This is a genomic window from Erythrobacter sp. S43 (assembly GCF_057364955.1).
This window is the reverse complement of the sequence record NZ_CP200285.1, coordinates 2,332,775-2,357,366: the sequence shown is the minus strand read 5'-3', so window position 1 is coordinate 2,357,366 and position 24,592 is coordinate 2,332,775. Positions and strand designations below refer to the sequence as shown.

At 58.7% G+C, this 24,592-nt stretch carries 19 protein-coding genes and 1 tRNA gene; 16 read left to right on the top strand and 4 right to left on the bottom strand.

What is annotated here, in order from left to right; translation table 11 throughout:
- Positions 1-11: 11 nt before the first annotated feature.
- Complete coding sequence (locus tag AC0V6K_RS11495; protein ID WP_472622355.1) at positions 12-2,258, bottom strand: TonB-dependent hemoglobin/transferrin/lactoferrin family receptor; 2,247 nt, start codon at positions 2,256-2,258, stop codon at positions 12-14.
- 485 nt (positions 2,259-2,743) lie between these two features.
- Here AC0V6K_RS11495 and AC0V6K_RS11490 point away from each other — a divergent pair, with 485 nt between their 5' ends.
- Together AC0V6K_RS11490 and AC0V6K_RS11485 are read left to right on the top strand one after the other, a co-directional pair.
- Positions 2,744-3,397, top strand: coding sequence for a hypothetical protein (locus AC0V6K_RS11490; RefSeq protein ID WP_472622353.1), 654 nt, complete (start codon positions 2,744-2,746; stop codon positions 3,395-3,397).
- Positions 3,398-3,597: 200 nt separating this feature from the next.
- The gene (locus tag AC0V6K_RS11485) at positions 3,598-5,448 is read left to right on the top strand and encodes a DEAD/DEAH box helicase (protein ID WP_472622351.1); all 1,851 of its coding nucleotides are present in this window, start codon (positions 3,598-3,600) and stop codon (positions 5,446-5,448) included.
- 41 nt (positions 5,449-5,489) lie between these two features.
- On the opposite strand, the gene AC0V6K_RS11480 is transcribed toward AC0V6K_RS11485, so the two are convergent.
- Together AC0V6K_RS11480 and uvrC are read right to left on the bottom strand one after the other, a co-directional pair.
- Positions 5,490-7,388 (bottom strand): putative bifunctional diguanylate cyclase/phosphodiesterase, encoded by a 1,899-nt coding sequence (locus AC0V6K_RS11480; protein WP_486172641.1) that lies wholly within the window; start codon positions 7,386-7,388, stop codon positions 5,490-5,492.
- 135 nt (positions 7,389-7,523) lie between these two features.
- Entirely contained in the window at positions 7,524-9,485 is a 1,962-nt protein-coding gene (gene uvrC, locus AC0V6K_RS11475) for an excinuclease ABC subunit UvrC (protein WP_472622347.1), read from the bottom strand.
- Positions 9,486-9,520: 35 nt separating this feature from the next.
- Between uvrC and AC0V6K_RS11470 the strand changes: the two genes are divergently transcribed.
- The 4 genes from AC0V6K_RS11470 (at position 9,521) to AC0V6K_RS11455 (ending at position 13,711) form a co-directional block, all read left to right on the top strand.
- Positions 9,521-10,750 carry a BaiN/RdsA family NAD(P)/FAD-dependent oxidoreductase gene (locus tag AC0V6K_RS11470; RefSeq protein WP_486172640.1) on the top strand — a complete coding sequence of 410 codons (1,230 nt, stop codon included), beginning with the start codon at positions 9,521-9,523 and terminating at the stop codon, positions 10,748-10,750.
- Positions 10,751-10,773: 23 nt separating this feature from the next.
- Entirely contained in the window at positions 10,774-11,193 is a 420-nt protein-coding gene (locus AC0V6K_RS11465; RefSeq protein WP_472622343.1) for a DoxX family protein, read from the top strand.
- Positions 11,194-11,390: 197 nt separating this feature from the next.
- Positions 11,391-12,842 carry a WS/DGAT/MGAT family O-acyltransferase gene (locus AC0V6K_RS11460; RefSeq protein ID WP_472622341.1) on the top strand — a complete coding sequence of 484 codons (1,452 nt, stop codon included), beginning with the start codon at positions 11,391-11,393 and terminating at the stop codon, positions 12,840-12,842.
- A gap of 59 nt (positions 12,843-12,901) precedes the next feature.
- Positions 12,902-13,711 (top strand): esterase/lipase family protein, encoded by an 810-nt coding sequence (locus tag AC0V6K_RS11455; RefSeq protein ID WP_472622339.1) that lies wholly within the window; start codon positions 12,902-12,904, stop codon positions 13,709-13,711.
- A 98-nt stretch (positions 13,712-13,809) separates the two neighbouring features.
- Here AC0V6K_RS11455 and AC0V6K_RS11450 read toward each other — a convergent pair whose 3' ends face one another.
- Positions 13,810-16,992 carry a TonB-dependent receptor gene (locus AC0V6K_RS11450; RefSeq protein WP_486172639.1) on the bottom strand — a complete coding sequence of 1,061 codons (3,183 nt, stop codon included), beginning with the start codon at positions 16,990-16,992 and terminating at the stop codon, positions 13,810-13,812.
- A 293-nt stretch (positions 16,993-17,285) separates the two neighbouring features.
- Here AC0V6K_RS11450 and infA point away from each other — a divergent pair, with 293 nt between their 5' ends.
- The 10 genes from infA (at position 17,286) to purQ (ending at position 24,588) form a co-directional block, all read left to right on the top strand.
- The gene (gene infA, locus AC0V6K_RS11445; protein ID WP_298465050.1) at positions 17,286-17,531 is read left to right on the top strand and encodes a translation initiation factor IF-1; all 246 of its coding nucleotides are present in this window, start codon (positions 17,286-17,288) and stop codon (positions 17,529-17,531) included.
- A gap of 26 nt (positions 17,532-17,557) precedes the next feature.
- Positions 17,558-18,133, top strand: a complete 576-nt coding sequence (locus AC0V6K_RS11440; RefSeq protein WP_472622335.1) for a Maf family protein — start codon at positions 17,558-17,560, stop codon at positions 18,131-18,133.
- Positions 18,126-18,977, top strand: a complete 852-nt coding sequence (locus AC0V6K_RS11435; protein ID WP_472622333.1) for an Rne/Rng family ribonuclease — start codon at positions 18,126-18,128, stop codon at positions 18,975-18,977. The genes AC0V6K_RS11440 and AC0V6K_RS11435 overlap by 8 nt, the downstream gene beginning before the upstream one ends.
- On the top strand, positions 18,956-19,099 hold the full coding sequence (locus tag AC0V6K_RS11430; protein WP_472622331.1) for a hypothetical protein: 144 nt from the start codon (positions 18,956-18,958) through the stop codon (positions 19,097-19,099). The genes AC0V6K_RS11435 and AC0V6K_RS11430 overlap by 22 nt, the downstream gene beginning before the upstream one ends.
- A complete protein-coding gene (gene yacG / locus AC0V6K_RS11425) occupies positions 19,096-19,296 on the top strand; it encodes a DNA gyrase inhibitor YacG (RefSeq protein ID WP_472622329.1) in 201 nt (66 codons plus the stop codon). The genes AC0V6K_RS11430 and yacG overlap by 4 nt, the downstream gene beginning before the upstream one ends.
- A gap of 95 nt (positions 19,297-19,391) precedes the next feature.
- Positions 19,392-19,466 (top strand) — tRNA-Phe (locus tag AC0V6K_RS11420).
- 39 nt (positions 19,467-19,505) lie between these two features.
- Entirely contained in the window at positions 19,506-20,309 is an 804-nt protein-coding gene (gene purC / locus AC0V6K_RS11415) for a phosphoribosylaminoimidazolesuccinocarboxamide synthase (RefSeq protein ID WP_472622327.1), read from the top strand.
- A 137-nt stretch (positions 20,310-20,446) separates the two neighbouring features.
- The gene (locus tag AC0V6K_RS11410) at positions 20,447-23,380 is read left to right on the top strand and encodes a M16 family metallopeptidase (protein WP_472622325.1); all 2,934 of its coding nucleotides are present in this window, start codon (positions 20,447-20,449) and stop codon (positions 23,378-23,380) included.
- Between the two features lie 267 nt (positions 23,381-23,647).
- Entirely contained in the window at positions 23,648-23,899 is a 252-nt protein-coding gene (purS, locus tag AC0V6K_RS11405; RefSeq protein ID WP_472622323.1) for a phosphoribosylformylglycinamidine synthase subunit PurS, read from the top strand.
- Positions 23,899-24,588, top strand: a complete 690-nt coding sequence (gene purQ, locus AC0V6K_RS11400) for a phosphoribosylformylglycinamidine synthase subunit PurQ (RefSeq protein ID WP_472622321.1) — start codon at positions 23,899-23,901, stop codon at positions 24,586-24,588. The genes purS and purQ overlap by 1 nt, the downstream gene beginning before the upstream one ends.
- The last annotated feature ends 4 nt before the right edge of the window (positions 24,589-24,592 follow it).

Genomic DNA, 24,592 nt, shown 5'->3' with positions numbered 1-24,592 from the left:
TGTTTTCTGGCTCAGAAATTGGCTGAGAGTGAGACGCTGAAGTTGCGTCCCGGCTGAGTGAAGGCTTCGGTTATAGTGGAGGCATCGGTCAGGCCTCGAACATCGTTCCAGTAGCTGTAGGTCGCATCGAAGATGTTGAAGAGCCCCGCGCGCACTGTGAGAGTGTCGCCAATCCGAAAGAAAGCGGTTGCATCGAGTATGAAGAACTCTTCGGGACGGAAGCAATCACCATTGCAAACACCCAGAGTTTCATTGGCTTCTTTGCGCGCATTGTATGTGCCGATTAGCTCGGCACCAAATTTTCGATCTGGTTGGCGGTAACCAATTCCAATGACTGCATTCAGCGGATCGATTGTTGAAAGCGAGTCCGCGGGTGATCCGGGCGAGTCTACTTCGCCGTCGGCGTAAGCAATGGCAAAACGAACGCGAAAACCGCTGTCTGATTGATAGTCCGCCTTGGCTTCAACTCCGCTTACGTCGACTGCATCGAGATTGACGAATTGGAACACGGTCGGATCAAATGGCGTGCCGGTGCCGCTTACAGCTTCTTGGCTGATGAAGTTGTCATAACTGGCGACAAAGCCGGTAAGCGAGAAGTCTAGATTACGGTCATTATAACGAACCCCACCTTCGAACGTTTCGCTTGTTTCTGGCTCTAGATCGGGGTTGGGCGCAGAGGTATAGCCAAAGGCAAGGTTCTCGAAGAAGTTGTTTACTTGGCTGGGCGTTGGGGCTCGGAAACCCTGCGCGTAATTTGCAAACAGCCGAACTTCCCCACCAAGTTTTAGGACCGCCCCAACCTTGGGTGATACGCGCGAGCCATCTTGCGCGCTCGCCGTAAATGTCGGGAGCAGGGGGGCATCAGTTGGATCAAGGTCGTAAAAATCGAAGCGAATGGCAGGGTAGAGCGCGAAGTCTCCACTCGGAAACTCGATGGCGCTGCCAATAAACGCGCCGCCCAATGTGAAATCAGTGACTGGGAATGCGCGGGTCGGGAATACTTCGCCAAAAGGTGGCTCGACGCCATCGCGCAGGCCTTCCTGACGCGTGAAGCTCACATCGGCACCATAAGAGACCGTGTGTTTGAACCCTCCAGTGCTAAAGCTGCTGCGCAAGTCCGAAACAAAGCCGTAAACCCGATTGTCGAAGGTATTCAGCCGTTCCCGATCAGGGCGCAGTGTTGCGCTCACCGGTGAGCGATCTTCGTCAGCAAACTGGCGGTCGTTGCCATCCTGCCAGTAGGCCGCCAAGTGCGCGTAGTCGATCAGACCTGCGCCCGCATCGTCAGCGGTCCAGGTCCAGTCGGCTGACACGCGCATGCGTTCACTGCTATCGAGCGCTGTTAGACTATCGACATTCCAAGCGGGGAAAGGGCCAAAGAACACTGGGCCGATTCCGCTTAGAACCTCGGAGAAAACTTCGCGCTCCTGATACTCGCCTGTCAGTCGAAGCCGATGATTTCCATTGCTCCAAACAAGCTTTCCAAGCACCGCGTCGGATGTTCCATCTTGCGGATTGGGAGTAGTTCGGCCCGGGCCAACCACTTCATTGGTGCCTTGGTTATCCAATTCTTGAAAGTCGCGCCGCGAATAGGCCAGCATCGCGGAGAGCTGACCAAGCTGTCCTGCCAAGGCGATCGTTTCAGCAAACTCTTGATCTGCAGAGCTATATTGTGCCCGGAGGAAACCACCGAACGTGTTGCCATCTAGCAAGTCTTCAGGGTCAGACGTCGTAAAGCTCACTGCGCCAGCCAAACCGTCACTGCCGTAGAAGGCAGAAGCTGGGCCCCGCAAAATCTCGATTGATTTAACTAGGCCAATATCGGTGGAACTGTCACGGCCAACGGTCTGTGCGCCAAAGCTAAACCCTTGCGGGGTGCGGATACCGTCCACTTGAATGAGCACGCGGTTGCCACCGATGCCTCGGATGTTGAAATCTTCATTGCCTGCCCGGCCCGTGGTGCCCAGCGCTGCGCCGAAACGGGCTGGAGCACGGCGAACTGTTACGCCCGGTTCAAACCGGACTACATCGCGAATATCCGTCGCTAGCTCATCAGCAATTTGTTCAGCGTCAATCACTGTGACCGTCGCTGGAGCATCAGCCACGGTGACCGGCGCCCGCGTAGCAGTGACGGTGATCGTCTGATTGTCTTGTTGAGTGTCCGCTTTGTTTCCCTCTGCCAGTGCAGGATTGGATGCGACAATGGCGAGGCAAGAGCAGGCAGCAATACTTGCTGCTCTGGTAGTTGGATTGATCAATGACTATTCCCTAGATTCAGATTCGCTAATGCGAGTCACTCTCATTATCATCTAGAGGTGCTTTTGGGTTGTCAACTGGGGCGTCTAATATTCTTTTGTGATGATCAACGCGCCGCTCGCAAGAGTCCGCAAATGGGTCGAAGGCGGACGCGAACCTCTAGCCCAGCATGATAGAGTTCATTTAGCTGCTATCGGACGCCTTTCGCCCTATCCTGACCACCGCATTGCAGCGCACAAAAAACAACAAGCCAGTCCAATTGTCACCATCTGGATCGCAAAACAGCGTCAGCAATCCTGCACTGTGAAACGACCGACCCAAAAGACGTATAGGCACCCATCAGAGCGCACCGGAGGCTATTCACAACACCACGCTGGTAGTTGGGCAAGATTGCCGCTAGCTTCCTTCATAAGTGTTTCGAAAGAAGTGCTTGGGAAAGCTGCCAGATATGCGGCGTTCCGTTGTGAAGATTTAGGGGGTATTTTCCATGCGAAGCCATTCAAAAGCCGCTTACACCATGCTCGTCGCGGCAGCGGCCGTTCTGGTGACAGGATGCGATTCAAGTCAGCAGACTGACGCCCCGACGACAGAACCTGAAGCGCCAGAAACTGAGACCTCCGCCCCGCAAAGTCAGGATGGCGATGGCGCGGCCTCAAACAAAGAACCCCTTGGCGACGATGTCGAAACGCTGCCGTTGTCCTTTGAATGGAGCGCGAATGGTTACGAGAACAGTCCCGAACGCTACAGTTGGATCGGCGCAGGCGGCGACACTCCCTATTTGTCGCTTGGTGTTCCTGAAACCGATGATCAGCTCCTGACGGTCGCGTGCGATGCCGGACAAGTAGTTTGGAGAGTCAACATCATGCGTGAAGCTCCCACCGGGCCCGGGACCCGCGGCTTCTATATGGAGGTCGCCGAAAGCAGCGCAGCAACCTCGGAATATACCGCAGTGATAGTGCCGAATGAGGAGTTTCCGCACTACGCCATCGATATGGAGGCCAGCGATCCGATCCTTGATAATCTCGCCAAGGGCCAATGGCTCTTCATGCGCGCAGGCGACGACGATAGTCGGGAAAAGGTCCGGATACCGCTTGCAGATATTGCCGAGCCTCTGAAAGCCTTTCGCAGCGCATGCAAGTGAGCTGGTTAGCTGCCCAAGTCATCTGACCACACTGCACTGCACAAAAAACAACAAGCCATAGCGAACAACTATCGCTATAGGCCGCTGCGGGCGAGACCATACCGGATCACGACCCGCATGAGCAGCGTGCGCTTTGTTCGCACCGATCTCCTGCCCTTTCCTTCGCGCGACGCACCGCGCCCTTACCCAAGCGATAGCTTATGCCATTTGAAAATCTCCCGCCTGTTCTGGGCGAAGCGTTGGCTGAACGCGGTTATGACAACCCCACTTCTGTCCAGGCCGCTGTCAGCGATCCACAGGCCGCAGGACGCGATCTGATTGTTTCTGCGCAGACGGGGTCCGGCAAAACGGTCGCCTTCGGCATCGCCTTGGCGGAAGATCTGCTGAACAGTCTGGAAGAAGGCGGACGTGCGGACACGCCGCGTGCCCTTATCATTGCGCCGACCCGGGAGCTTGCGCTGCAGGTCAGCCGCGAACTCGGCTGGCTCTATGCCAAGGCAGGCTTGCGGATTGCGACATGTGTTGGCGGGATGGACGCAAGCAAGGAACGGCGTTCGCTGCGTTCCGGCCCCGCGATTGTGGTCGGCACACCCGGGCGTCTGCGCGATCACATAGAGCGCGGCTCGCTCGACCTGTCGGGCCTTGTCGGGCTGGTGCTCGATGAAGCGGACGAAATGCTCGACATGGGCTTTCGCGACGATCTTGAGGAAATCCTCGACGCCACGCCCGAAACGCGCCGGACGCTGTTGTTTTCCGCCACGATGCCGCGCGCGATCAAGCGTCTGGCTGAACGGTATCAGTCCGATGCGCTGCAATTGTCGCTGAAAGAGCAAGAGCGCGGCCATGGCGATATCAGCTATGAAGCGATCACAATTGCGCCGTCTGAAACAGAGAATGCCGTGGTGAACCTGCTGCGCTTTCACGAAGCGGAATCGGCGATCTGTTTCTGCGCCACCCGCGAAAGTGTTCGGCGGCTCCACGCCACTCTGCAGAATCGCGGTTTTGGTGTTGTCGCGCTGTCCGGCGAGCATTCGCAATCGGAGCGCAATCAGGCGCTGCAAGCGATGCGTGACGGGCGCGCGCGGGTGTGCGTTGCGACCGACGTGGCTGCGCGCGGTATTGACCTGCCGACGCTCAGCCTGGTGATCCACGTTGAAACGCCGCGCGATGCCGAAACGCTTCAACACCGATCCGGCAGAACGGGGCGCGCCGGCAAGAAGGGCACGGCGGCTATTCTTGTGCCGTATAACCGGCGCAGGCGGGTCGAGAGCATGCTGCGCGGCGCCAAGATCGAGGCCAAGTGGCATGGCGCACCAACGCCTGAAGCGATCCACAAGAAGGATCACGTCCGCCTGATGGATAAGCTCACCGCGACCGCCGAGTATGATGACGCCGACCGCGCCATTGCGAGCGAATTGATGGAGCGTCTTCCCGCGGAAGATATCGCAGCCGCGTTGGTTCAAGCCCACCGTGCGAAGATGCCTGCGCCTGAAGAGCTGCTCGCCAACACACCCGAAGCGCACCAGAAGGCAAAGGCGGAACGGCACCGGCCCGGCTTTGAAGATGTGGTGTGGTTCAAGATGGGAATCGGACGTCGGCAGAACGCAGAGCCGCGCTGGCTCCTGCCTTTAATCTGCCGCAGAGGGCATATCACGCGCAATGAGATTGGCGCCATTCGCGTCGGTCAGGAAGAAAGCTGGTTTCAAATCCCGCGCGCCATCGCAGACAAGTTCGCTGCGACCATCGAGCGAACTGCTTCTGGGGATGACGAACAGGATGCCATCCCGATCGAGGCGTCGAAAGATGGCCCCCGGATTGAGGCACGGAGAAACCGCAGGGACGGTCCGGGCGCAGATCGGGCGAAGGTCCGCGCCAAGCCATTCCAGAAGCAAAAGGATGGCAAGCCGCGGTCTTCGAAGAGGGATGGCAAGAAGCCGGAGGACCGTCGCCCCCACGGCAAGGCTGGACCGGGAAAAGGCAAGCCACCACAGAAGAAGAAGTTCGCCGGCAAAGGCAAAGGTCACAAGGCTGGCAAACCGAAGAACCGCTGAGTAAACTCAGGCGTTAGAACCCGACCTCGGGAGTTGGGACCTCAGCCGCTGGCGCGTTTGGCATCACCCAAGTGCTGCAGAGTTGGCGCGCCGCGCTCGAAGGCGTCAAACTCCGCGGGGCGGCCGATCAGGAAGCCCTGAACCGATCCCACGCCGGTGCGCTTTGCCATCAACAGACCCAGCTCGTCCTCGACGCCTTCAATAAGGCACTCGACACCCAAAGTGTTGGCCACACCGACAAGCGAACGAAGGATCTTTTCGGTCATGGGATCCTGAACATCTTCAAGGAAGCTCCGGTCAATCTTCAGCTTGCCAATCGGCAAGGATCGCAAATAGTTGAAGTTGGAATAACCCGTTCCAAAGTCATCAATAGCAATCGTATGCCCGCGCTCCGACAAGCGTTGAAGCTGTTCGCGCCCACGCGCTTCGTCGATCAGCATGGCGGACTCTGTTACTTCAAATTCGATTAGAGCCGGATCGGCTGAAGATTCCTCCAGAAGACGCAGTATCCGCGCCATGGTCTGTTCCGAGTTCAGGTCTGCCGCGGATAGGTTGATGGAAAGGGGCAGCGGGTCTTCGGACTGCTCCAACGTCGTCAGCGCTTTACGGAGGACAGACACTGTAATGTGCATCATCAATCCGCACTCTTCGGCGACGGAGATAAACTCATCGGGTGCAATCGAACCGATGATCGGGCTGTGCCATCTCGCGAGAACTTCAGCGCGCGAGATCGTGCCGGTGCCCAGTTGCATCTGCGGCTGAAACAGCAATTCAATTTCGCTATCGAGATCGGCATGACGCAGCGCCTGTTCAATCCTGAACCGTTCGGCGAAGGCTCTGGCGTGCTCGTCATCAAAGGACACAACGCGGTTCTTGCCGCTGCGTTTGGCGTGAAGCAAAGCGAAGTCGGCGCTCTTGAAGACGGTCGAAACATCCTCGCCATGGTCGATACGGCAGCATCCGATCGAGCCGGACATCTGGATCATACGTCCTTCGATAAGATAGGTCTGGCCGAGACGGGATAGAAGTCGCTCCATCCACTCGACGATTTCCACCTCGTTCAGGTCCTCCGCGATAACGATGCCGAATTCATCACCGCCGATTCGGCTAACATGCGCGCGTGCCACGCAAAATGTGCGCAACCGAAAGCTTACCGATTTAAGTAGTTCGTCGCCGACCACGTGGCCGTGATTGTCGTTCACCGACTTGAAGCCATCCAGATCGAGCAACGCCAACCATGCGCCTTCTTTCCTCTTCGTCTGTTCTTTCATGGCCGTGAAGAAACCGCGCCGATTGGCGAGGCCTGTCAGCATGTCAGACCGCGACTCTTTCTTCATCATCTGACCAGCATGCTTTTCTTCATCCAGATCGATTTTGGCGTCCAATAGAGCTTTGACGGCCAAACTTTCCGCCTTTTTCGCCTTCACGATGGCGCTGCGTAGATAAGCGGAAATGGCTATGCCAGTTGTGGCTGCAGCCAGACCCATGAACGCGAAAACGGCGCCGTAATCTGGACTGAAAGACAGCAGCTCATAAGCAAGAATTGTCAGCGTTGCGACGGTCCAGAACACCGCTTGTTTGATCGTAACGCTCGCCAAAGAAACAATGATGGCTGCGATCACCAGATAGACCAGATTGCGTTCGTCAAAAGCAATGGTCAGCCCGACCGCAACGTTCAGCAAGACCACTGCATTGGCAAAATTGGTGGCCCAAAGTACCGGTGCGAATTCGCAGCGTTTTGCAAGCGTCAGATAGACACCAGCGAATGCCGCGCTCGAAATTCCGCACAGAGGCACGAAGAGCTGGGTATCGTGTCCGGTGTCGAATGCCAGCAGGCAGATCGTCATGACGATATAGAACAGCGAGGCGACGGCTAGATAGCCGCGCACAATCGGCCAGTAGGCCTGTGCAATTGCCGTCTTGCTGCTTTCGGCGTTCACCCGTGACTTCCCCAATCGGCGCCTCTGGGCTTGACCCATGCTAGACGCACTTGACCTAAGGGTGATCCCCTAAGTTCTCGGGCACTAAATTTCGGTTACTTTCCAACCCCTAAAACGACGATGAACCAGGCGTTCTCAGCCACCTGCGTGGTAGAAGTCATATATTTGCTGAGCCACGCTGTCGCTCACACCCGGCGCACGCTTCAGATCCTCCAACGCCGCCGCCCTGACTTTGGATGCGGTTCCGAAGTGTAGAAGCAAGGCCCGTTTGCGGGCCGGGCCGATGCCGGGGATCTCGTCGAGCGGGCTGGCGGTGATGGCCTTGCTCCGTTTCGCACGGTGGGCGCCGATGACGTAGCGGTGCACTTCATCGCGCAGGTTTTGCGCGTGAAATAGGACGGGGGAGTTGGTCGGCAGGGTTTTCTCGCGACCATCGGGGAAGTGGAACACTTCTCGCCCTTCGCGCCCGTGATGCGGACCCTTGGCGATGCCGATCACCGGCACTTCGTCCGCAATGCCGAGCTCCTCCAGGACCTCCATAACGCTCGATAGCTGCCCCTTGCCGCCATCAATCAGGACAAGATCGGGCCATATCGTCTCATGGCTGTTCTTCTTGCCACTCGCGCCATCGGGATTTTCAGCCAGATTGCGGAAGCGTCGCCGCATCACCTCGCGCATCATCGCAAAGTCATCGTTGGTCTGCGCTTCCTTGATGTTGAACTTTCGATACTGCGCCTTCTCGAAGCCCTCCGGCCCCGCAACAACCATCGCGCCAACCGCTTTCGCGCCTTGGATATGCGAGTTGTCGTATACCTCGATGCGCTCGGGCGGAGCCTCCAGTTCGAGGAATTCGGCCAGTTCGCGGTTGATCTTCGCCTTGGTGCCCTTCTCCGCCAGCCGCCGCTCAAGCGCCTCAACCGCGTTGCGTTGCGCCTGCTTCATCAGCTTGCGCCGATCGCCCCGCTGGGGGATCGAGATCGCCACTTTCTTCTCGGCAAGTTCGGTCAGAGCGGCTTCAATCAACTCGCCTTCAGGCAGATCGCGGTCAACCAAAACGGTGGGGGGCGGAGGCACTTCCTCGTAGAATTGCAGCATGACATCGGCGAGCACTTGCGCCTCGTCGACATCCTTTGTGTGCGACGGAAAGAAGGCGCGGTGCCCCCAGTTTTGTCCGCCGCGGATGAAGAAGGACTGGATGCAGATCTGCCCGCCCTTCTCCGCCAGTGCGAAGACGTCGGCATCGCCAACCGCAGAGGCGTTGATGGCTTGTGAGCCTTGGATAAAGGTCGCCGCGCGCAGTCGGTCGCGCAGAATGGCGGCGGTTTCGAAGTCGAGGTCTTCCGCGGCCTTCGCCATCTGCTTCTCGAGGTCGGCCTGCACCTGAGAGCTCCGGCCGGCGAGGAAGTCCTTCGCCTGTTTGACCAGCGCGTCGTAGTCTTCGGTCGAGATACGGTCGACGCAAGGGGCCGAGCAACGCTTGATCTGGTAAAGCAAGCAAGGCCGGTCACGGTTGTTGAAGAAACTGTCGGTGCAGCTTCGCAGCAGGAACAGCTTCTGCAACGCGTTGAGCGTGGTGTTTACCGATCCGGCGCTTGCGAACGGGCCGTAGTAATTGCCCTTCGCCCGCCGTGCCCCGCGATGCTTGTGGATACGCGGAAAGGTATGATCGGCGCGCAGCAGGATGAAAGGGAAGCTTTTGTCGTCCCGCAACAGCACGTTGAACGGCGGACGGAAGCGTTTGATCAGCTGCGCTTCAAGCAGCAACGCCTCTGCCTCCGAATTGGTGGTGACGATCTCCATCGCGCGGCACTGGCTGACCATGCGCTGCAGGCGGTTGGTCAGTTGGTTGACCTGCGTGTAGTTCGCTACCCGCGCCTTGAGGCTGCGCGCTTTGCCCACATAAAGCACGTCTCCGCGCGCATCGAGCATGCGATAGACACCGGGTGTGGGCTTCAGCGTAGCGACAGTGTTGCGGATCGCCTCAACACCCGCCTCAAGGTTCGGCTGCGCCGACGCGACGGTGTTGGCCGCGCGCTCCTCATTGAAACGTTCGGCCCCTCGCGGATGATTGGGAGAGCCAGCGGCGGTCTTCGACATGCCACACAAATAGGGATGGCGATGGGCGATTGGCAATGCGCGGCAACATGCCTATCGCCAGCGCAATGCAGCATTACGACGTCATTATTCTCGGGGCAGGAGCAGCGGGCCTGATGTGCGCCGCGCGTTCGGGCCAGCGTGGGTTGCGTGTCGCGGTGTTGGAAAAGGCGGAGAAGCCGGGCAAGAAGATCCTGATCTCCGGCGGCGGGCGCTGCAATTTCACCAATGTCGATGCGGGGCCGGCCAATTACCTTTCCGACAACCCGCATTTCGCCAAGTCAGCGCTGGCCCGGTACTCGCCGCAGGACTTTATCGCGTTGGTCGAGAAGCATGGCATCGCGTGGCACGAAAAGACGCTGGGCCAGCTGTTTTGCGATGGCTCGGCTAAACAGATCGTCGCGATGCTGCTCCATGAATGTCCCGACACGGTCGATGTGATCTGCGATGCCGATGTAAGTGCGGTGGCGCATGATGACGGTCAATTTGCCGTCATGGCGTCAGGCGAAAGTTACGCTGCGCCGCAGCTTGTTATCGCAACAGGGGGCCCTTCGATCCCGAAAATGGGCGCAACCGGCTTTGCCTATGACCTGGCGCGACAATTTGGCCTGAAAGTGGTCGAACCGCGCCCCGCCCTCGTCCCCCTGACGCTGGGCGGTGACGATGTGTTGTTCCGCGAGCTTTCTGGTGTGTCAGCCCCCGTCCGCGCCCGCGCCGGATCAGGCAAGCGGAAAGCCGAATTTACCGAGGCGGCACTGTTCACCCACAAGGGCTTGTCCGGCCCCGCCATCCTGCAAGTCTCTTCCTATTGGCGTGGCGGAGAGGACATCGGGATCACCTTTCTTCCGCAAGAAGACACGGAATGGCTGCTGGGGCTCAAGAGAGATCGCCCTCGCGCGACTGTCCGATCCGCTTTGCGGGAGCATTTGCCCGACAGGCTGGCCGATGCGCTGGCCGAAAGGCTCGGTATCGAACGCGAGTTGGGCAGTGTTTCCGACAAGAATCTCCGCGCTGCGGGACAGAAACTGGCCGACTGGCGTTTCGCTCCCAACGGCACCGAAGGCTTCGCCAAGGCCGAAGTCACGATCGGAGGCATCTCAACCGCCGAACTTTCATCACAGACGATGGAAACCAAGAAACTGCCCGGCCTTTACGCCATTGGCGAAGCGGTGGATGTCACCGGATGGTTGGGCGGATACAATTTCCAATGGGCATGGGCGAGCGGCGTGGCTTGCGGAGATGGTCTGGCTGACGCACACTCGCGTTGAGAAAAGCAATATCGGGGGATCACATGTCAAACATCAGCATCACAATCGGGCGCATTCTGTTGGGCCTCTATTTCCTGATGCCGGGCCTGATGAAGATCGCGGGTGCGGAACAGACCATCGCTTATATGCAGATCCATGATATCCCCTTCGCCGCGCCTTTGATGTGGTTTTCAGCTGCAACGAACATCGTTGGCGGGCTGCTGCTCATCACCGGGCGGCATGTGAAGCTGGTTGCTTATGCCTGCGTGATCTACATCCTTTTGGTCAATTTCATGCTGCATGATTTCTGGACCATGGGTGAGGATATGGTGGAGCGCGAAACGCAGAATTTCGTCAAGAACCTCGGCATTCTTGCCGGTTTGCTGGTGTTGGCCGGTGCAGCCCCTGCCCGCCCCCTGTCCCTCTCTGGTTGGTGGCGGAGCGACAGTTCCGCTACGGCATAGGCAACGGGCGCGCATAATTCTTTCAAACGGCCCTGTTCACAAGCAACACCTGCCGCTTGCGTAAGGTTGTGTTGCCTCAGAATCGCCCTTACCTCTTCTACTGAAATCCCGATAACGGGAAGAACAGGAGGATGCCTTGCGCCAGCTGCAAGGAATGGATTCGTCGTTTGTTGCGCTCGAGATCTCCGAATTCGCCGATGCATATCGGCAGTGTGCTGATCTATAATCCGGAAACGGCACCGGGCGGCTTTGTCCGTTTCAAAGACATTCTCCAGTTCTTCGAAGACCGCCTGCGGCTGTCCAAAACCATGCGGCAGAGGCTGGTCCGCGTGCCCTTCGATCTCGATTACCCATACTGGATTGAAGACCCCAATTTCGATCTCGAATACCATGTCCGTCACGTCGCCTTGCCCAAGCCGGGTGATTGGCGACAGCTGTGCATTCAGGCGGCGCGTATTCATGCCCGCCCGCTCGATCTCAATCGCCCACCTTGGGAATTCACCGTGGTTGAAGGGCTCGACAATGTGCGCGGCTATCCGAAAGGGTGCTTTGCCTTTGTAACCAAGGTGCACCATGCCGCCATTGATGGGATGAGCGGGATAGACCTGATGGAGGCGACCCACACCGTAACGCCCAGTACCGCGCCCCCCAACGAACCGGACGACTGGAAACCGGAGAAAGTGCCCGGACCGGTCGAATTGCTCGGTAAGAGCTACGTCAACGCCATCATGAATCCGTTTCGGCAGGCTCAAGTCGCAGCGCAAGCTGTTCCCGGTATTGCCAGCGCGATCAAGGGGCTGGTGACCCGCGACTTCAAACTCAGCACTGATATGGTGCCGCCGCGTACCCGCTTTAATCGGACGATATCTTCGCACCGCGTTGTCGAGGGCTGCACGTTCCCGCTGAAGGATATGAAGGCCATTCGCGCGCTACTGCCCGAAGCCAAGGTGAACGATGTGGCGCTGGCTGTTATCGGCGGCGCACTCAACAAATATCTTTCGGCCAAGGGTGACCTGCCCAAATCAACCATGACCGCCATGGCGCCCATCTCGGTGCGCTCAAACGACGAAAAGGGCGATATGGGCAATCAGGTGGCAGCGATGATTGCGCCGCTTGGGTCGCACCTTTCAGACCCGAAAGAACGGCTCGAATACGTCTTTAGTCAGACCAGCAATTCCAAGGCGATGACCAACGCGATTGGTGCGCGCACCATGACCGAGGTGAGCAAGGTCAATCCGCTGCTCTACATGGCGCTGGGCGCACAATTGTTCAGCCGCGTGAGCCTTGCGCACCGCGCGATGCCGTTCAACACGGTGGTCACCAACGTTCCCGGGCCGCCCATCCATATCTATTCATCGGGCGCGCGGATGGAGAGCATGGCGCTCTCGCTGATCTGCCTGACCGACGGTTTGGGCCTTGCGCATGTTGTGCAATCCTACGTCGATGAAGCGTACATCAGCTTCACAGCTTGTCGTGACATCATGCCGGACCCCGAATTCTACTCACAGTGTTTGCAAGACAGCTTTGACGAAATGCTGGCAGCATCGAAGAAGGTGGCTGCCGCCGCAAAATCGACCAAGGGTCCGGCCAAGCGCCGTCCCAAGGCCGCAACCAAAAAGACGGCCCAAGCCGCGAAGAAAGCCAAATAAAACAATATGTCGCACCCGAAGAAGCAAAAGCTCGCGGGATACAGAAGAGAGGAAATCTGATGGCAACTGCCGCACTTGAGCTTGGCACCGAAAAGGAGGCGCCCATGGCAAGTCCCCCGAACCGTTTCTGGACCTTTGCCGAAGGCCGCGCGATGTTTGAGCTGGGCGCGTTTTATGCCAGCCGGCCTATGCTATCGAACCTGCAACGCGGTGACGGGCACTCTGTGCTGGTGATGCCAGGATTTATGGCGTCCAACAGTTCAACCGGGCCGATGCGCGGTTTGCTTAGCGACCTTGGCTATGACGCGCATGGCTGGGATTCGGGCCGCAATGTGCGGATCACTGAAGAGCTGATCGGACGGCTGGAGAACCAGCTCGACCGCCTGCACAAGGACAGCGGACGGCCTGTCTCGATCATCGGCTGGAGCCTTGGCGGCGTGCTGGCGCGCGAAATCACCAAGATGCATCCGGACAAAGTGCGACTGGTCATCAGCTTGGGCAGCCCGATCTCCGATGATCGTGGCCACACCAACGCAGCGCGGCTGTTCAAATTCTTCAACGGCGACAAGCCCGAGCAACTGCGCGGGGGCCAATTCATCGGCCTCGATGAAGCGCCACCCGTGCCCACGACCTCAATCCTCACCAAGACCGATGGCGTGGTCCATTGGCGTGGCAGCGTGCAGTGCCCAAGGAAGGCCGAGCATCACAGCGAGAACATTCAGGTCTATGCCAGCCACATCGGCCTTGGCGTGAACCCCAGCGTGATGATCGCCATCGCCGACCGTCTGGCGCAGGATGAAGGCGACTGGACGCCGTTCGAGGCAGAGCCAGCCCACCGCTGGATGTTCCCGAAGACTGAGGTCGATTAAGACGGCCCGCAGGGCCGCAAGGGCGACCGCCCGCCCGCAGCGACGCGACCTTTAGGTCGCATGAGCGAGGATTTCGCAGCCCGGATGGGCTGCGGGAATCAGAAGAGTTTTCGCAGATCAACACCGATAAACCGACCGACCGGATCGATCAGGAACGGCTGGTAGTTGATCGGTGTGTTGCCGAGTTCGTCGGTCACTTGCCGCTGGGCGTCGAAGATGTTGTCAGCGCGCAAGCTGATGCGGAAATTCTTCAGCAGCCCTTCATTCTTTCCGACCAACTGTCCGATTTCGGAAAACAGCCGCAAGTCGAACCTCACCAGATCATCGAAGAACAGATCGGTGCTGCCCGGCAGGCCTGATCCGTTGAGGCGGGTTGAGCCGGTGTAGCGGCCCGAGAGGCGCATACCGATGCCGGAGCCGAAGATACCCGCCTCCAAACGGCTCGAATGGCGAGGCAAACCGAATGCGCCGGTTGCGTCGCCGTCCAACTGGTCAAGGATCGGCACACCCGGGGCGATCAAGACTTCGTTTTCCAGCTCGATCGTGTGGTTAAACGACACGAAGTAGCGGAAGCCGCGGAAGTTCCTGCGAGACAATGGGTTAAAGGCTGGGCCACCGCCACCGGGGCGTCCACCGGCACGCTGACCACCTTGCTGACCACCCTGTTGGCCAGACCCGCACAGCATGGTGCGGAACTGCTCAAGAGCAGCGTCAGGAATATTGCCGTTGGCATCGCGCGCGCGGTCCAGACCCATCTTGATAAAGGCCGGATCAACGCCCGGGATCTCTGCCGAGACATCTTCACCGCGCTCGATCTTGCCAATCAGCTCGCGCATGGCAGCGAGACCATCCGGACCGCAGGCTTTGGCGCGGAACTCAGCCGAGGCCGTCGGGCGCCCTGCCCCAGCGGGAGGACCACCCTGCCCACCAGCTGGCGGTGTTGCGGCTTCTGGTGAGCCCTGCGGTGCGCCACCACCGGGCGGACCACCGGGTCGCATGCCCCGCCCGCCGCGCATCATGGAGGGGTCCATCGAACACAGCATGCCGCGCATCTGCGCCAAACGCTCACGATTGACCTTCCCGTCCTCTCCGCGCACACGCGACAAAAGGCGTTCAAGGCGCTCCGGCGTCGTGCCGGGAAGGATAGCCGATGTGTCTTCGCCATTCTCGATGGCGGTCACGAGCTTGTTCAACAATTCAAGACCATCGTCCGCGCAGATCTTCTCACGAAACGCCATGAATTGCGCGCGTCGGTCTCCTGCGGGCGGTCCACCAGCCCCCGGAGGACCACCGGTGCCTTGCGGCGGACCACCACGGCCCGCAGCACCCGGCGGCGGTCCGCCAGCTCCACCAGGACGTCCGCCACGACCACGCGCACCACCGGGAGGGCCACCCCGTTGCCCGGCGCCAATACTGCCACGGAAAAACAGCCCGAATTGCAAACGCTCCGCGCGTGTTTCAGCAAAGGTGACCGATCGGCGGTCAATCGCTGTCAGAACACCATTGCCATCGCGTGTGATGCGATCAGGAAACGCCGCTTCGATCTCTGGCGTGATCTGCGGGAAGCCTCGGGTCACGTCATCGGATCGATTGTTGATGTATTCCACAGTGAAGCGAGTGCCATCCCAGAAAGGAAGCTCCCAGTTCACCGCGAATTTCCAGTCCCGCTGCGTCTCTGCCAGCAGATTGGGATTGCCACCCGAGGTCACGCTGGCGAGCACCGTCTGACCCGTCGTAAAATCAAACACTGGCGTGTTCAGCGTGGTCACCTGCGGATTGCCGAGCGCACCCAGCGAAGGCGCTACCTCGCGCACGATGTAATTGGCTGTGAAATCGAGCTTACCCGTCGGCGCCCAACGCATCCCGATCGTGTAATCGCCCAGCGTCCCGAAGTCCGAAATGCTGTCCAGACCCACCTGACCATTCAAGCTGATTGTGCCCAGATCATCACCAAAGCCGGTTTCGCGGCTTGTGATCGGCACCACCACGTTCATACCCGTGGTGAAGACGCCGCGCGTCAGCTCGCCGGTCTCCAAAGTGCGCGTATCGGCGCTGTCGAGGTTGGTCCAGCTGTATCCGGCATCAAATGTCGCCAGCAAATCACCGGCTGGCAGTTCGGCGAGAGGCCCGCGAATGGTCGTCAACGTCTCGGCACCGATGCTGCGCGTGAAGGCGGTATCAAAACCCGGATTGACTGCACTGGGCAGCGCGCCGTCAAGCGTCAAAGTGCCCGCTAGCGCGTCCGCTTCGAGGTTGGTCGTATCGAAACGGCGATCAATCTCTTGCGTCGCTTCGGTAAGCGTCGCGTCAAATGTGCTGGTGAGACGCCAGGCACCAAACGGCTTGGTCAATGAGCCAGCCGAAGAGATGGCGTCGGATGAAGTGCGTACCTGTAGAGGCGTGTCTTCGCCGAAAGTACGGAACAGACTGTTCCCACCCGCATCGGTGAGTTGAACAGTGTTAAGGCCACTGAGGAAGAGCTGGTCGTTGCGGTTGTAACTGAGGTTTGCAGACAACGATGTGCCGCTGTCGATGATCGCCTTGGCCCAGCTCAAATTGCCGTTGAGATTACGACTGTCGCCGACAAGGCTGCGAAATTCTGCCTGATCCGGGTCCGTAGCCAATTCTGACGTAGAGCCCGGTGTCTGAATGATGTCGCGCTCATCTTCGGTCAGCAGCGAAGTATCATTAGCGCTGAAGTTGAAGTTGATCCGGCCACCATCGGCGATCTGGAGGAAGCCGAACTCCTGTTCGCGCGTGTAGTTACCACCGCGTGACGGGCCTTCGAACTCGAACTCTATCTCGGCGTTGCGATAATTCTCTTTCAGGATCAGGTTGATGACACGGCGATCGGGCGGAAAGCCGAAACGCTGCGCCACCTCATCCGGAAATACCTCAACCCGCGCCAAAGCTTCGGGCGGATAGTTGGCGAATTCACGGAAAGAACCGATGCGGATGCCGTTGATGAGGATGACCGGTCGCCCGCCACCGCTTCGCCCGCGCGGTGAGCCGGTCTGATTGGTAATCTGGGTCACAAGGTCAGCGATCGAGGTGACGCCTTCGGCGGCAATGTCATCCTCATTCAATTGAAGAATGGGAGCTGTTTCTACATCCAGCTGACCACGCAAACGGCGTCCTTCGACCAAAATGTCGCTTCCGTCCGAGACACCGAAGTCAGTCTCGTCTGCTTCTTCCTGCGGCTGTTCAGATGCCAGTTCGGGCTGAGATGGCTGGGCACTGATATCATTCGCCAACGCGGAAACGCTGGCCAAACTGGTCAAGCCGACGCCCGCCATAAGAGGGAAACGAAGCGCAATTCGAAACTGTGTTCGAGAGAGGGGGATAGCTTTCATGACGCCCTTTTGAGCTGTGCCTGGAGAGAGAGAAACGCTTGAATTGTATTAAGTTGCATCAGCCGCGAAGGTTCTTGAGACAAACCACACTGACCGAGCGGTGAACGAGGAGGATTTGTGCGACTAACGCACGAGGCTTCACTTTTGTTCTCACCATCGCTAAATGGCGCGCGTTGATCGACGGATGGCATTGTGTCGTCCGCAAAAATTGAAGGAAATACATGGCCAAGGAAGAACTCCTCGAAATGCGCGGGCGCGTCGTCGAGCTGCTGCCCAATGCGATGTTCCGGGTTGAGCTCGAAAACGGCCACGAAGTGCTCGGGCACACCGCGGGCAAGATGCGCAAAAACCGCATCCGCGTTCTGGTGGGCGACGAAGTGCAGTGCGAACTGACACCGTACGATCTGACCAAGGCGCGCATCACCTATCGCTTTATGCCGGGTCGCGGCGGTCCGCCGGGCTCGTAAGCGCCCCTTTTGGTAGCGGCCCGCGCGTGACCAGCGCACTCCATCTCACTCTCGCTTCGGCGTCGCCCCGGCGGCGTGATCTGCTTGCGCGTTTGGGTATCGAGCCTGATGCGGTCAAACCTGCCGATATCAACGAAGAGCCGCACAATGCGGAGCGCCCGCGCGATTATGCGCTGCGCATGGCTTTGGAAAAGGCGGCGGCAGTTCAGGCCGAAGGATATGTTCTGGCTGGCGACACGGTTGTCGCCGTCGGACGGCGCATTCTACCCAAAACTGAAACCGAGCAAGAAGCACGCCATTGTCTCGAACTGCTATCCGGACGCCGGCATACCGTGCTGTCCAGCATTGCCTTGCGAATGCCAGATGGTACCGCCCGCTCGCGATTAAGTGAGAACACCGTCCGCTTCAAATCGCTCTCCCGTGAAGAGATTGACGCCTATATCGGCGGTGACGAATGGCGCGGGAAAGCCGGTGGCTATGCCATCCAAGGCGCAGCCGAAGGGCTGATTCAGTGGATCAAAGGCAGCCACTCCAGCATCATGGGCCTTCCGCTCTATGAAACGCGCGCACTGCTGAAATCGGCGGGGTTTGGCATTGGCTGATTTTGGGGCTGAATGGCTAATCGAAAAAGGAATTGGTGAAAGCCGTGCACTCTTGGTCGAGAAAGGCGAGGTGCTGGCCGCAAAAATGCACTGGCCGGGCGAGATGGCGGCGGGCGACATTCACGCAGCCAAGCTGACATCAAAACCTGCCGATGCACGGCGCGGGGTCGCGGCCTTGGAAAACGGTACGCAAGTTCTAGTCGATCACTTACCGCGAGACCTGACCGAAGGCTCGCAGTTCATACTTCGCATCTCTCGGGCACCCATCGCCGAACGCGGTCGGCTGAAGCTCGCTCAGGGACGCCATGTGCCTGAAAGCGAAGCGGGTCGACCCTCACCCGAAAGACCTTTCACCACAGGCAAACCGGTTCAACGGTTTCCAGCCGGGCTTTGGGAAGATGTATGGCATTCCGCGTCGTCAGGTTCCCTTGAGATGATGGGCGGCGAAATTTTCTGCAGTGTCACTCCAGCGATGACGCTGTTCGACGTCGACTGCATTTACCCGCAAGAAGCCTATTTCAACGCGATCCCTGCAATCGCGCGAGCGCTGAGATGGTTCGACATTGGCGGTAATATCGGGATCGACTTCCCCAACATCCTCGACAAAAGCGACCGTAAGGCGTGTGATGACAGGATTGGCGAGTATCTCGCCGACTGGCCGCACGAACGCACGGCTATCAATGGATTTGGACTGGTCCAGATCATCGCGCGGCTTGAAGGCCCATCATTGCTTCACCGCTTCAATACATCGCGCACGGGCATGTGCGCCCGGATGGCACTGCGCATGGCCGAGCGTGCCGAGGAGCAGGCCCTGCCCTTGAATTGCGTGTCCATCCTGCGCTGAAGGCCAAGCTGAAACCCGAATGGCTGGCGGAACTGGCACGGCGTACGGGCAAACAGGTGCGGATCGAGACCGATCCCACCCTTGCACTCGAAGCGCCCAGCGCCCAAATCCTGAGCGCATGACCAAGCCCAATCGCCCCTGCCCGATCTGCAAGAAACCTCGCGCTGAAGACTTCGCGCCATTCTGCTCGCAACGGTGCAAGGACCGCGATCTCGCGCGGTGGTTTGGCGATGGCTATTCGGTCCCCGGACCTCGTGCCAACCCCGAGGATATGCTGCGCGAGCAATCGGGCGGTGCACAATGGAACGGGGACGACTAATTCCCTCTTGCCAAGGCGCGTCAGCCGCGCCATAGGCCCGCTCTCATTTGCTCGCCGGTTAGTTCGGAAACGTTTTAACCGTCGCCGCAGCGAATGCCCGGGTAGCTCAGGGGTAGAGCAGCGGATTGAAAATCCGCGTGTCGGTGGTTCGATTCCGCCCCCGGGCACCACTCGCAAGGCGGCCTATCGCCGGTTTGGAGGGTGCTCACATGTCTCGCCGTAACAAAATGTACGAAGGCAAGGCCAAGATCCTTTACGAAGGTCCTGAGCCGGGCACGCTTATCCAGTATTTCAAGGATGACGCGACCGCTTTCAACGCCGAGAAACAGGGCACAATCAACGGCAAAGGCGTGATCAACAATCGCATCAGCGAGCATGTTTTCACCCGCCTTTCGCATATCGGTATCCCGACGCACTTTATCCGCCGCCTCAACATGCGCGAGCAACTGGTGCGTCAGGTGGAGATCATTCCGCTCGAAGTGGTGCTGCGCAACGTTGCCGCCGGCTCGATCTGCAAGCGCCTTGGCCTCGAAGAAGGCGAGCCGCTGCCGCACACGCTGATCGAGTATTATTACAAGGACGATTCGCTCGGTGATCCGATGATCGCGGAGGAGCACATTGCCTGCTTCAACTGGGCCAGCCACGAAGAGATGCACGACATCCAGTCGATGGCAATTCGCATCAATGACTTCCTGTGCGGGATGTTTGCCGCAATCGATATCCGTCTGGTCGACTTCAAGCTGGAATTCGGCCGCCTTTTCGATGGCGATTACAGCCGCGTGATCCTTGCAGACGAAATCAGCCCTGACGGCTGCCGTCTGTGGGATATGGCCACGGGCGAAAAGCTGGATAAGGACCGTTTCCGCCGCGATCTGGGCGGTGAGGAAGAGGCTTACCGCGAAGTCGCACGTCGCCTTGGCCTACTTCACGCAGAGGACAATGGCCCGGGCGAAGTACTCGACATGTCGAGCCACCGCAGCCGTCTTCGCGGCACGCCTCCTGTCAAGAAATAGACATTCGGCATGAAAGCGACCGCGAAATAGTGGTCGCACTGACCGGTCGATTACCGAACCGAAAAGAAAACACCTGACATCGCCCGTTCATGCGCTAGGCTGCAAGCCTATCGAATGAGAAGGGTCTGTTCGACAATATGAAATTTAGCGCACGTGTATTCGCTGCGGGGCTGCTGCTTGCCCTGCCCAACCTCGCTCTTTCAAGCGCACTCGCAGCAAAAGAGGCTGAAACCGATACCGCTGAAACGGCAACAGAAGCCGAACCGGTTTGGCCATTTGAGGCGAGCAATGTTCCGGTCGATCCCGAGTATACGTTTGGGCAGCTTGATAACGGGATGCGCTACATCCTTCGTGAGAACGCGACGCCTGAAGGCACCGCTTTGGTCCGTATGCGGATCGATTCCGGTTCACTGGATGAGACCGACAACGAACGCGGGCTATCGCACTACCTGGAACATATGGCCTTCAATGGATCGACCAACATCCCCGAAGGCGAGATGATCAAACTGCTGGAGCGCAAAGGGCTTTCCTTTGGCGCGGACACGAATGCGTCGACCGGCTTCAATGCCATCACTTACATGCTCAACCTGCCACGCAATGACGAGGACCTGCTCGACACTGCGCTGATGTTGATGCGTGAAACGGCGAGCGAGCTGACCATTGCCGAAGACGCGGTCGAGCGTGAGCGCGGCGTTATCCTGGCCGAGCGGCGCGATCGCCGCAATTTCAGGCAGCGGGCGCAAGAGGACAGTTTCGAATTTTCGGCACCTGATGCGCGCTTCGCGGACCGCCTGCCAATCGGCACATTGGAGGTGCTTGAAAACGCCACAGCGGATCAGCTTCGCACGCTCTATGAACGCACTTACACGCCCAAGAACACCGTCATGGTGATCGTGGGCGACTTCAAGACAGATATCATGGAAGCCAAAATCCGCGAGCGGTTTTCCGATTGGTCTGGCGGTGAGGCGCCGGGTGATCCGTTGACCGGACCGGTCGATGTGAACCGTTCAGGCCTGACCGACATATACACCGATCCTTCGCTGTCCGAGAATGTCTCAATCTCTCAATTCAGGGAATGGGAGGAAAGGCCAGACACGCTCGAGAACCGCGAAAAGAGCACTCTGCGCAGCATCGGATACGGTATTATCAATCGCCGACTCTCGCGTCTCGCGATCGGCGAAAATGCTCCGTTCCGCGGCGCGAACTTTGGCACTGGAAACTTCTTCGAAGATGCCAGATCTTCGGGAATTTCCGTTTCCAGCGTCGATGGTGAGTGGAAGAAAGGCGTTCTGGCTGCCGTTCGCGAAGTGAACGAAGCGCTGACTTATGGCTTCACACAGGCCGAGATTGACGAACAGCTCGCCAACCGCCGCACAAGTCTCGAAAACGCAGTGAAAGCAGCGGATACGCGATCGAATGGCGGTTATGTGGGCTCCGCATTGCGCCTGATATCCAGTGAAAGCGTGCCCACAACGCCAGCATTCCGGCAAGAATTCTTCAAAAAGATTGAATCCAAAATTACACCGGCAAGCGTGATTGCTGCCGTTCGGGAAGACATGGCGTCGCTCGATAATCCGATGATCCGCTTCACGGGAAGAACCGCGCCTGAAGGCGGTGAGGATGCGCTCCGCACTGCCTTTGCCGAAGCGATGGCACTGCCCATTGCTGCACCCGAGGATAACGGTCCGGTCGAGTTTGCCTATTCGGATTTCGGCCAGCCGGGCGAAGTGGTGGAAGACAGTGTCGAAGAGCGCCTTGGCATCCGCCGCATCCGTTTTGCTAACGGCGTGCGGCTGAACATCAAGAAGACAGACATTCGCGAAGACCGCATCAATGTGCGGATTGCCGTGGATGGCGGCGGGCTCATGGCGCCAAAGGAAGATCCTCTGCGCGTAACATTGGCCAGTTCCCTCACCGCCGGTGGCCTTGGAGAACACAGCGCCGATGAACTCCGCACAGTGCTGGCAGGAAAGAGCGTATTCTATTCCTTCGGAAGCGGAGCAGAAACGTTCAACATGAATGGCGGAACCACACCGCGTGATCTTGATCTTCAGCTCAAGCTGCTGACCGCGTTCCTCACCGATCCCGGCTATCGGCCCGAAGCAGTCGAGCGGTATCGCAAGGGGATCGACAACTTCTTCGAAACGCTCGATTCGACCCCGTCGCGGGCGCTAAACACCAAGATTGGCGGCATCCTTTCGGATGATGATCCTCGCTTCAGCTTGCAACCCAAGGAAGCGTTCGAAGCGCTCGATTTCGAGAAGCTCAAAACCGCCATTGGCGATCGATTGGCCAACGGTGCTGTCGAAGTGGCGCTGGTCGGCGATCTTGACGAGGATGCGGCTATTGCAGCCGTCGCACAGACGCTCGGTGCCTTGCCGACACGCGAAGCAGAGTTCCTGCCTCGCGAGGAAGCCCGCACACGCCCCTTCACTGACAGACGCGGCGTGTATGAGATTTCACACCAAGGTGAAGACGATCAGGCGATTGTCCGCCTGATGTGGCCAACCACCGACGACAGCGACTTCACAGAAGCGCTCAAACTGCGGATGCTTGCCCGCATCCTGAGGCTGGAACTGACCGACCGGCTGCGAGAGGACCTGGGCCAAGCTTATTCTCCAGGAGCCGGTTCGAGCACCAGCCGTATCTATCGCGGCTATGGCACGGTTTCGATCACGGCGTCGGTTGATGTGGAGCAGATCAATCCTACCCGCGCAGCAATCACGAAGATGCTGGCAGAGCTCAGCGCCGATGCGATCACCGATGATCTGGTCGAACGCGCGCGCAAACCAATTCTCGAAGACTATGAGAACGCGCTCAAGGGTCTGGGCGGTTGGATGTCGTTGACGTCCCGGGCGCAAAGCGAGCCGGATCGGATGGATCGCTACTTCCAGACGCCTGATATTCTGAAAGCTATCACTCCAGCCGACTTGAAGGCGACGGCAGCGAAGTATCTTGCCGAGGATGAGGCGGTTGTCTTCATCGTGTCGCCCCAAGGCCCTGCGACTTGCTCTGGTGAGGAGGCATGCGGATCAATCCGGCCAAGCGCCCCTCCGATCATGGAAAAGTAGGCGCGCTTAAAAAAGGGGCTGATGGGTCGCCTCCCGTCAGCCCCTTAATGCTCCGACCGGTGACGCGGCGTCCACTCACGCCTCCCCCCGACCGGTTTGCTTCGTTTGAATTCTCAATAGAACGCTCGCTTCGATTGTCTAGACGCGGCGCCAACTTGTCTGAAAGCGATATTCACAAACGCCACCGGCGTGCGGAAAACCCGTTTCCATGGGGTGCGCGAAGACTATTCCCGCGTTATAGCGCCGCCATCAAAGGAGCCATCATCCATGAAAGTTCGCATTCTCGTCCGTCTGAAACCCGGCGTGCTCGATCCGCAAGGGCGCGCAGTGCACCACGCATTGGAAGGACTGGGCTTTGACGGGGTTGAAGATGTGCGCGTTGGCCGCATGATCGAGCTGGACGTGGCTGAAAGCACCACAGACGAAGCTCTGCGCAAAATGTGCGAACAACTGCTGGCCAATATGGTGATCGAGGACTTCGCGATTGAGCGTCTCGATACGGCGAAGGAGCCGGCCTGATGGGCTTCCGCGCGGCGGTTATCACATTCCCCGGTTCCAACTGCGATCGCGACATGGCGGTGGCTCTGGAAGCGGTTTCAGGCCAACCAGCCATTCGGGTTTGGCATGGTGACGCCGACCTTCCCGACAACCTCGATTTCATCGCATTGCCGGGCGGTTTTTCTTACGGCGATTATCTGCGTTCCGGCGCAATGGCGGCGAAGAGCCCAGTCTTGAAAGCAGTTGTCGCCGCAGCAGAGCGCGGCGTTCCTGTCCTTGGTGTATGCAACGGCTTTCAGGTTTTGACCGAGAGCGGACTTCTGCCGGGCGCGCTGATGCGCAACGCTCAACAGACCTTTGTTTGCCGCACGGTAACGCTTGAGGTTGCGAACACGGCTTCGGTCTTCACACGTGGCTACAGCGCTGGACATCACATCCGCATTCCTGTGGCTCACCATGACGGCAACTATTTCGCCGATGAAGCAACGCTGGATGCGCTGGAAGGCGAAGGGCAGATTGCCTTCCGCTATGCCGAGAACTGCAACGGATCGCGCCGAAACATTGCGGGTGTTTTGAACGGGTCCGGCAATGTGTTGGGCATGATGCCGCACCCCGAGCGGGCGATTGAGCCAACTGCACACCCTTCATTGGGCGGCGCAGATGGTCGGGTCTTGTTCGAAAGTGCTTTTGCTGCCTTGGCAGACGCCTAGTCCG

What these genes read in the sequence shown, in the direction of transcription:
- AC0V6K_RS11490 (WP_472622353.1), top strand. Translation starts at nt 2,744, where the DNA reads ATGCGAAGCCATTCAAAAGCCGCTTACACCATGCTCGTCGCGGCAGCG.
- AC0V6K_RS11485 (WP_472622351.1), top strand. Translation starts at nt 3,598, where the DNA reads ATGCCATTTGAAAATCTCCCGCCTGTTCTGGGCGAAGCGTTGGCTGAA.
- uvrC (WP_472622347.1), bottom strand. Translation starts at nt 9,485, where the DNA reads ATGTCGAAGACCGCCGCTGGCTCTCCCAATCATCCGCGAGGGGCCGAA.
- AC0V6K_RS11470 (WP_486172640.1), top strand. Translation starts at nt 9,521, where the DNA reads ATGCGCGGCAACATGCCTATCGCCAGCGCAATGCAGCATTACGACGTC.
- AC0V6K_RS11465 (WP_472622343.1), top strand. Translation starts at nt 10,774, where the DNA reads ATGTCAAACATCAGCATCACAATCGGGCGCATTCTGTTGGGCCTCTAT.
- AC0V6K_RS11460 (WP_472622341.1), top strand. Translation starts at nt 11,391, where the DNA reads ATGCATATCGGCAGTGTGCTGATCTATAATCCGGAAACGGCACCGGGC.
- AC0V6K_RS11455 (WP_472622339.1), top strand. Translation starts at nt 12,902, where the DNA reads ATGGCAACTGCCGCACTTGAGCTTGGCACCGAAAAGGAGGCGCCCATG.
- infA (WP_298465050.1), top strand. Translation starts at nt 17,286, where the DNA reads ATGGCCAAGGAAGAACTCCTCGAAATGCGCGGGCGCGTCGTCGAGCTG.
- yacG (WP_472622329.1), top strand. Translation starts at nt 19,096, where the DNA reads ATGACCAAGCCCAATCGCCCCTGCCCGATCTGCAAGAAACCTCGCGCT.
- purC (WP_472622327.1), top strand. Translation starts at nt 19,506, where the DNA reads ATGTCTCGCCGTAACAAAATGTACGAAGGCAAGGCCAAGATCCTTTAC.
- AC0V6K_RS11410 (WP_472622325.1), top strand. Translation starts at nt 20,447, where the DNA reads ATGAAATTTAGCGCACGTGTATTCGCTGCGGGGCTGCTGCTTGCCCTG.
- purS (WP_472622323.1), top strand. Translation starts at nt 23,648, where the DNA reads ATGAAAGTTCGCATTCTCGTCCGTCTGAAACCCGGCGTGCTCGATCCG.
- purQ (WP_472622321.1), top strand. Translation starts at nt 23,899, where the DNA reads ATGGGCTTCCGCGCGGCGGTTATCACATTCCCCGGTTCCAACTGCGAT.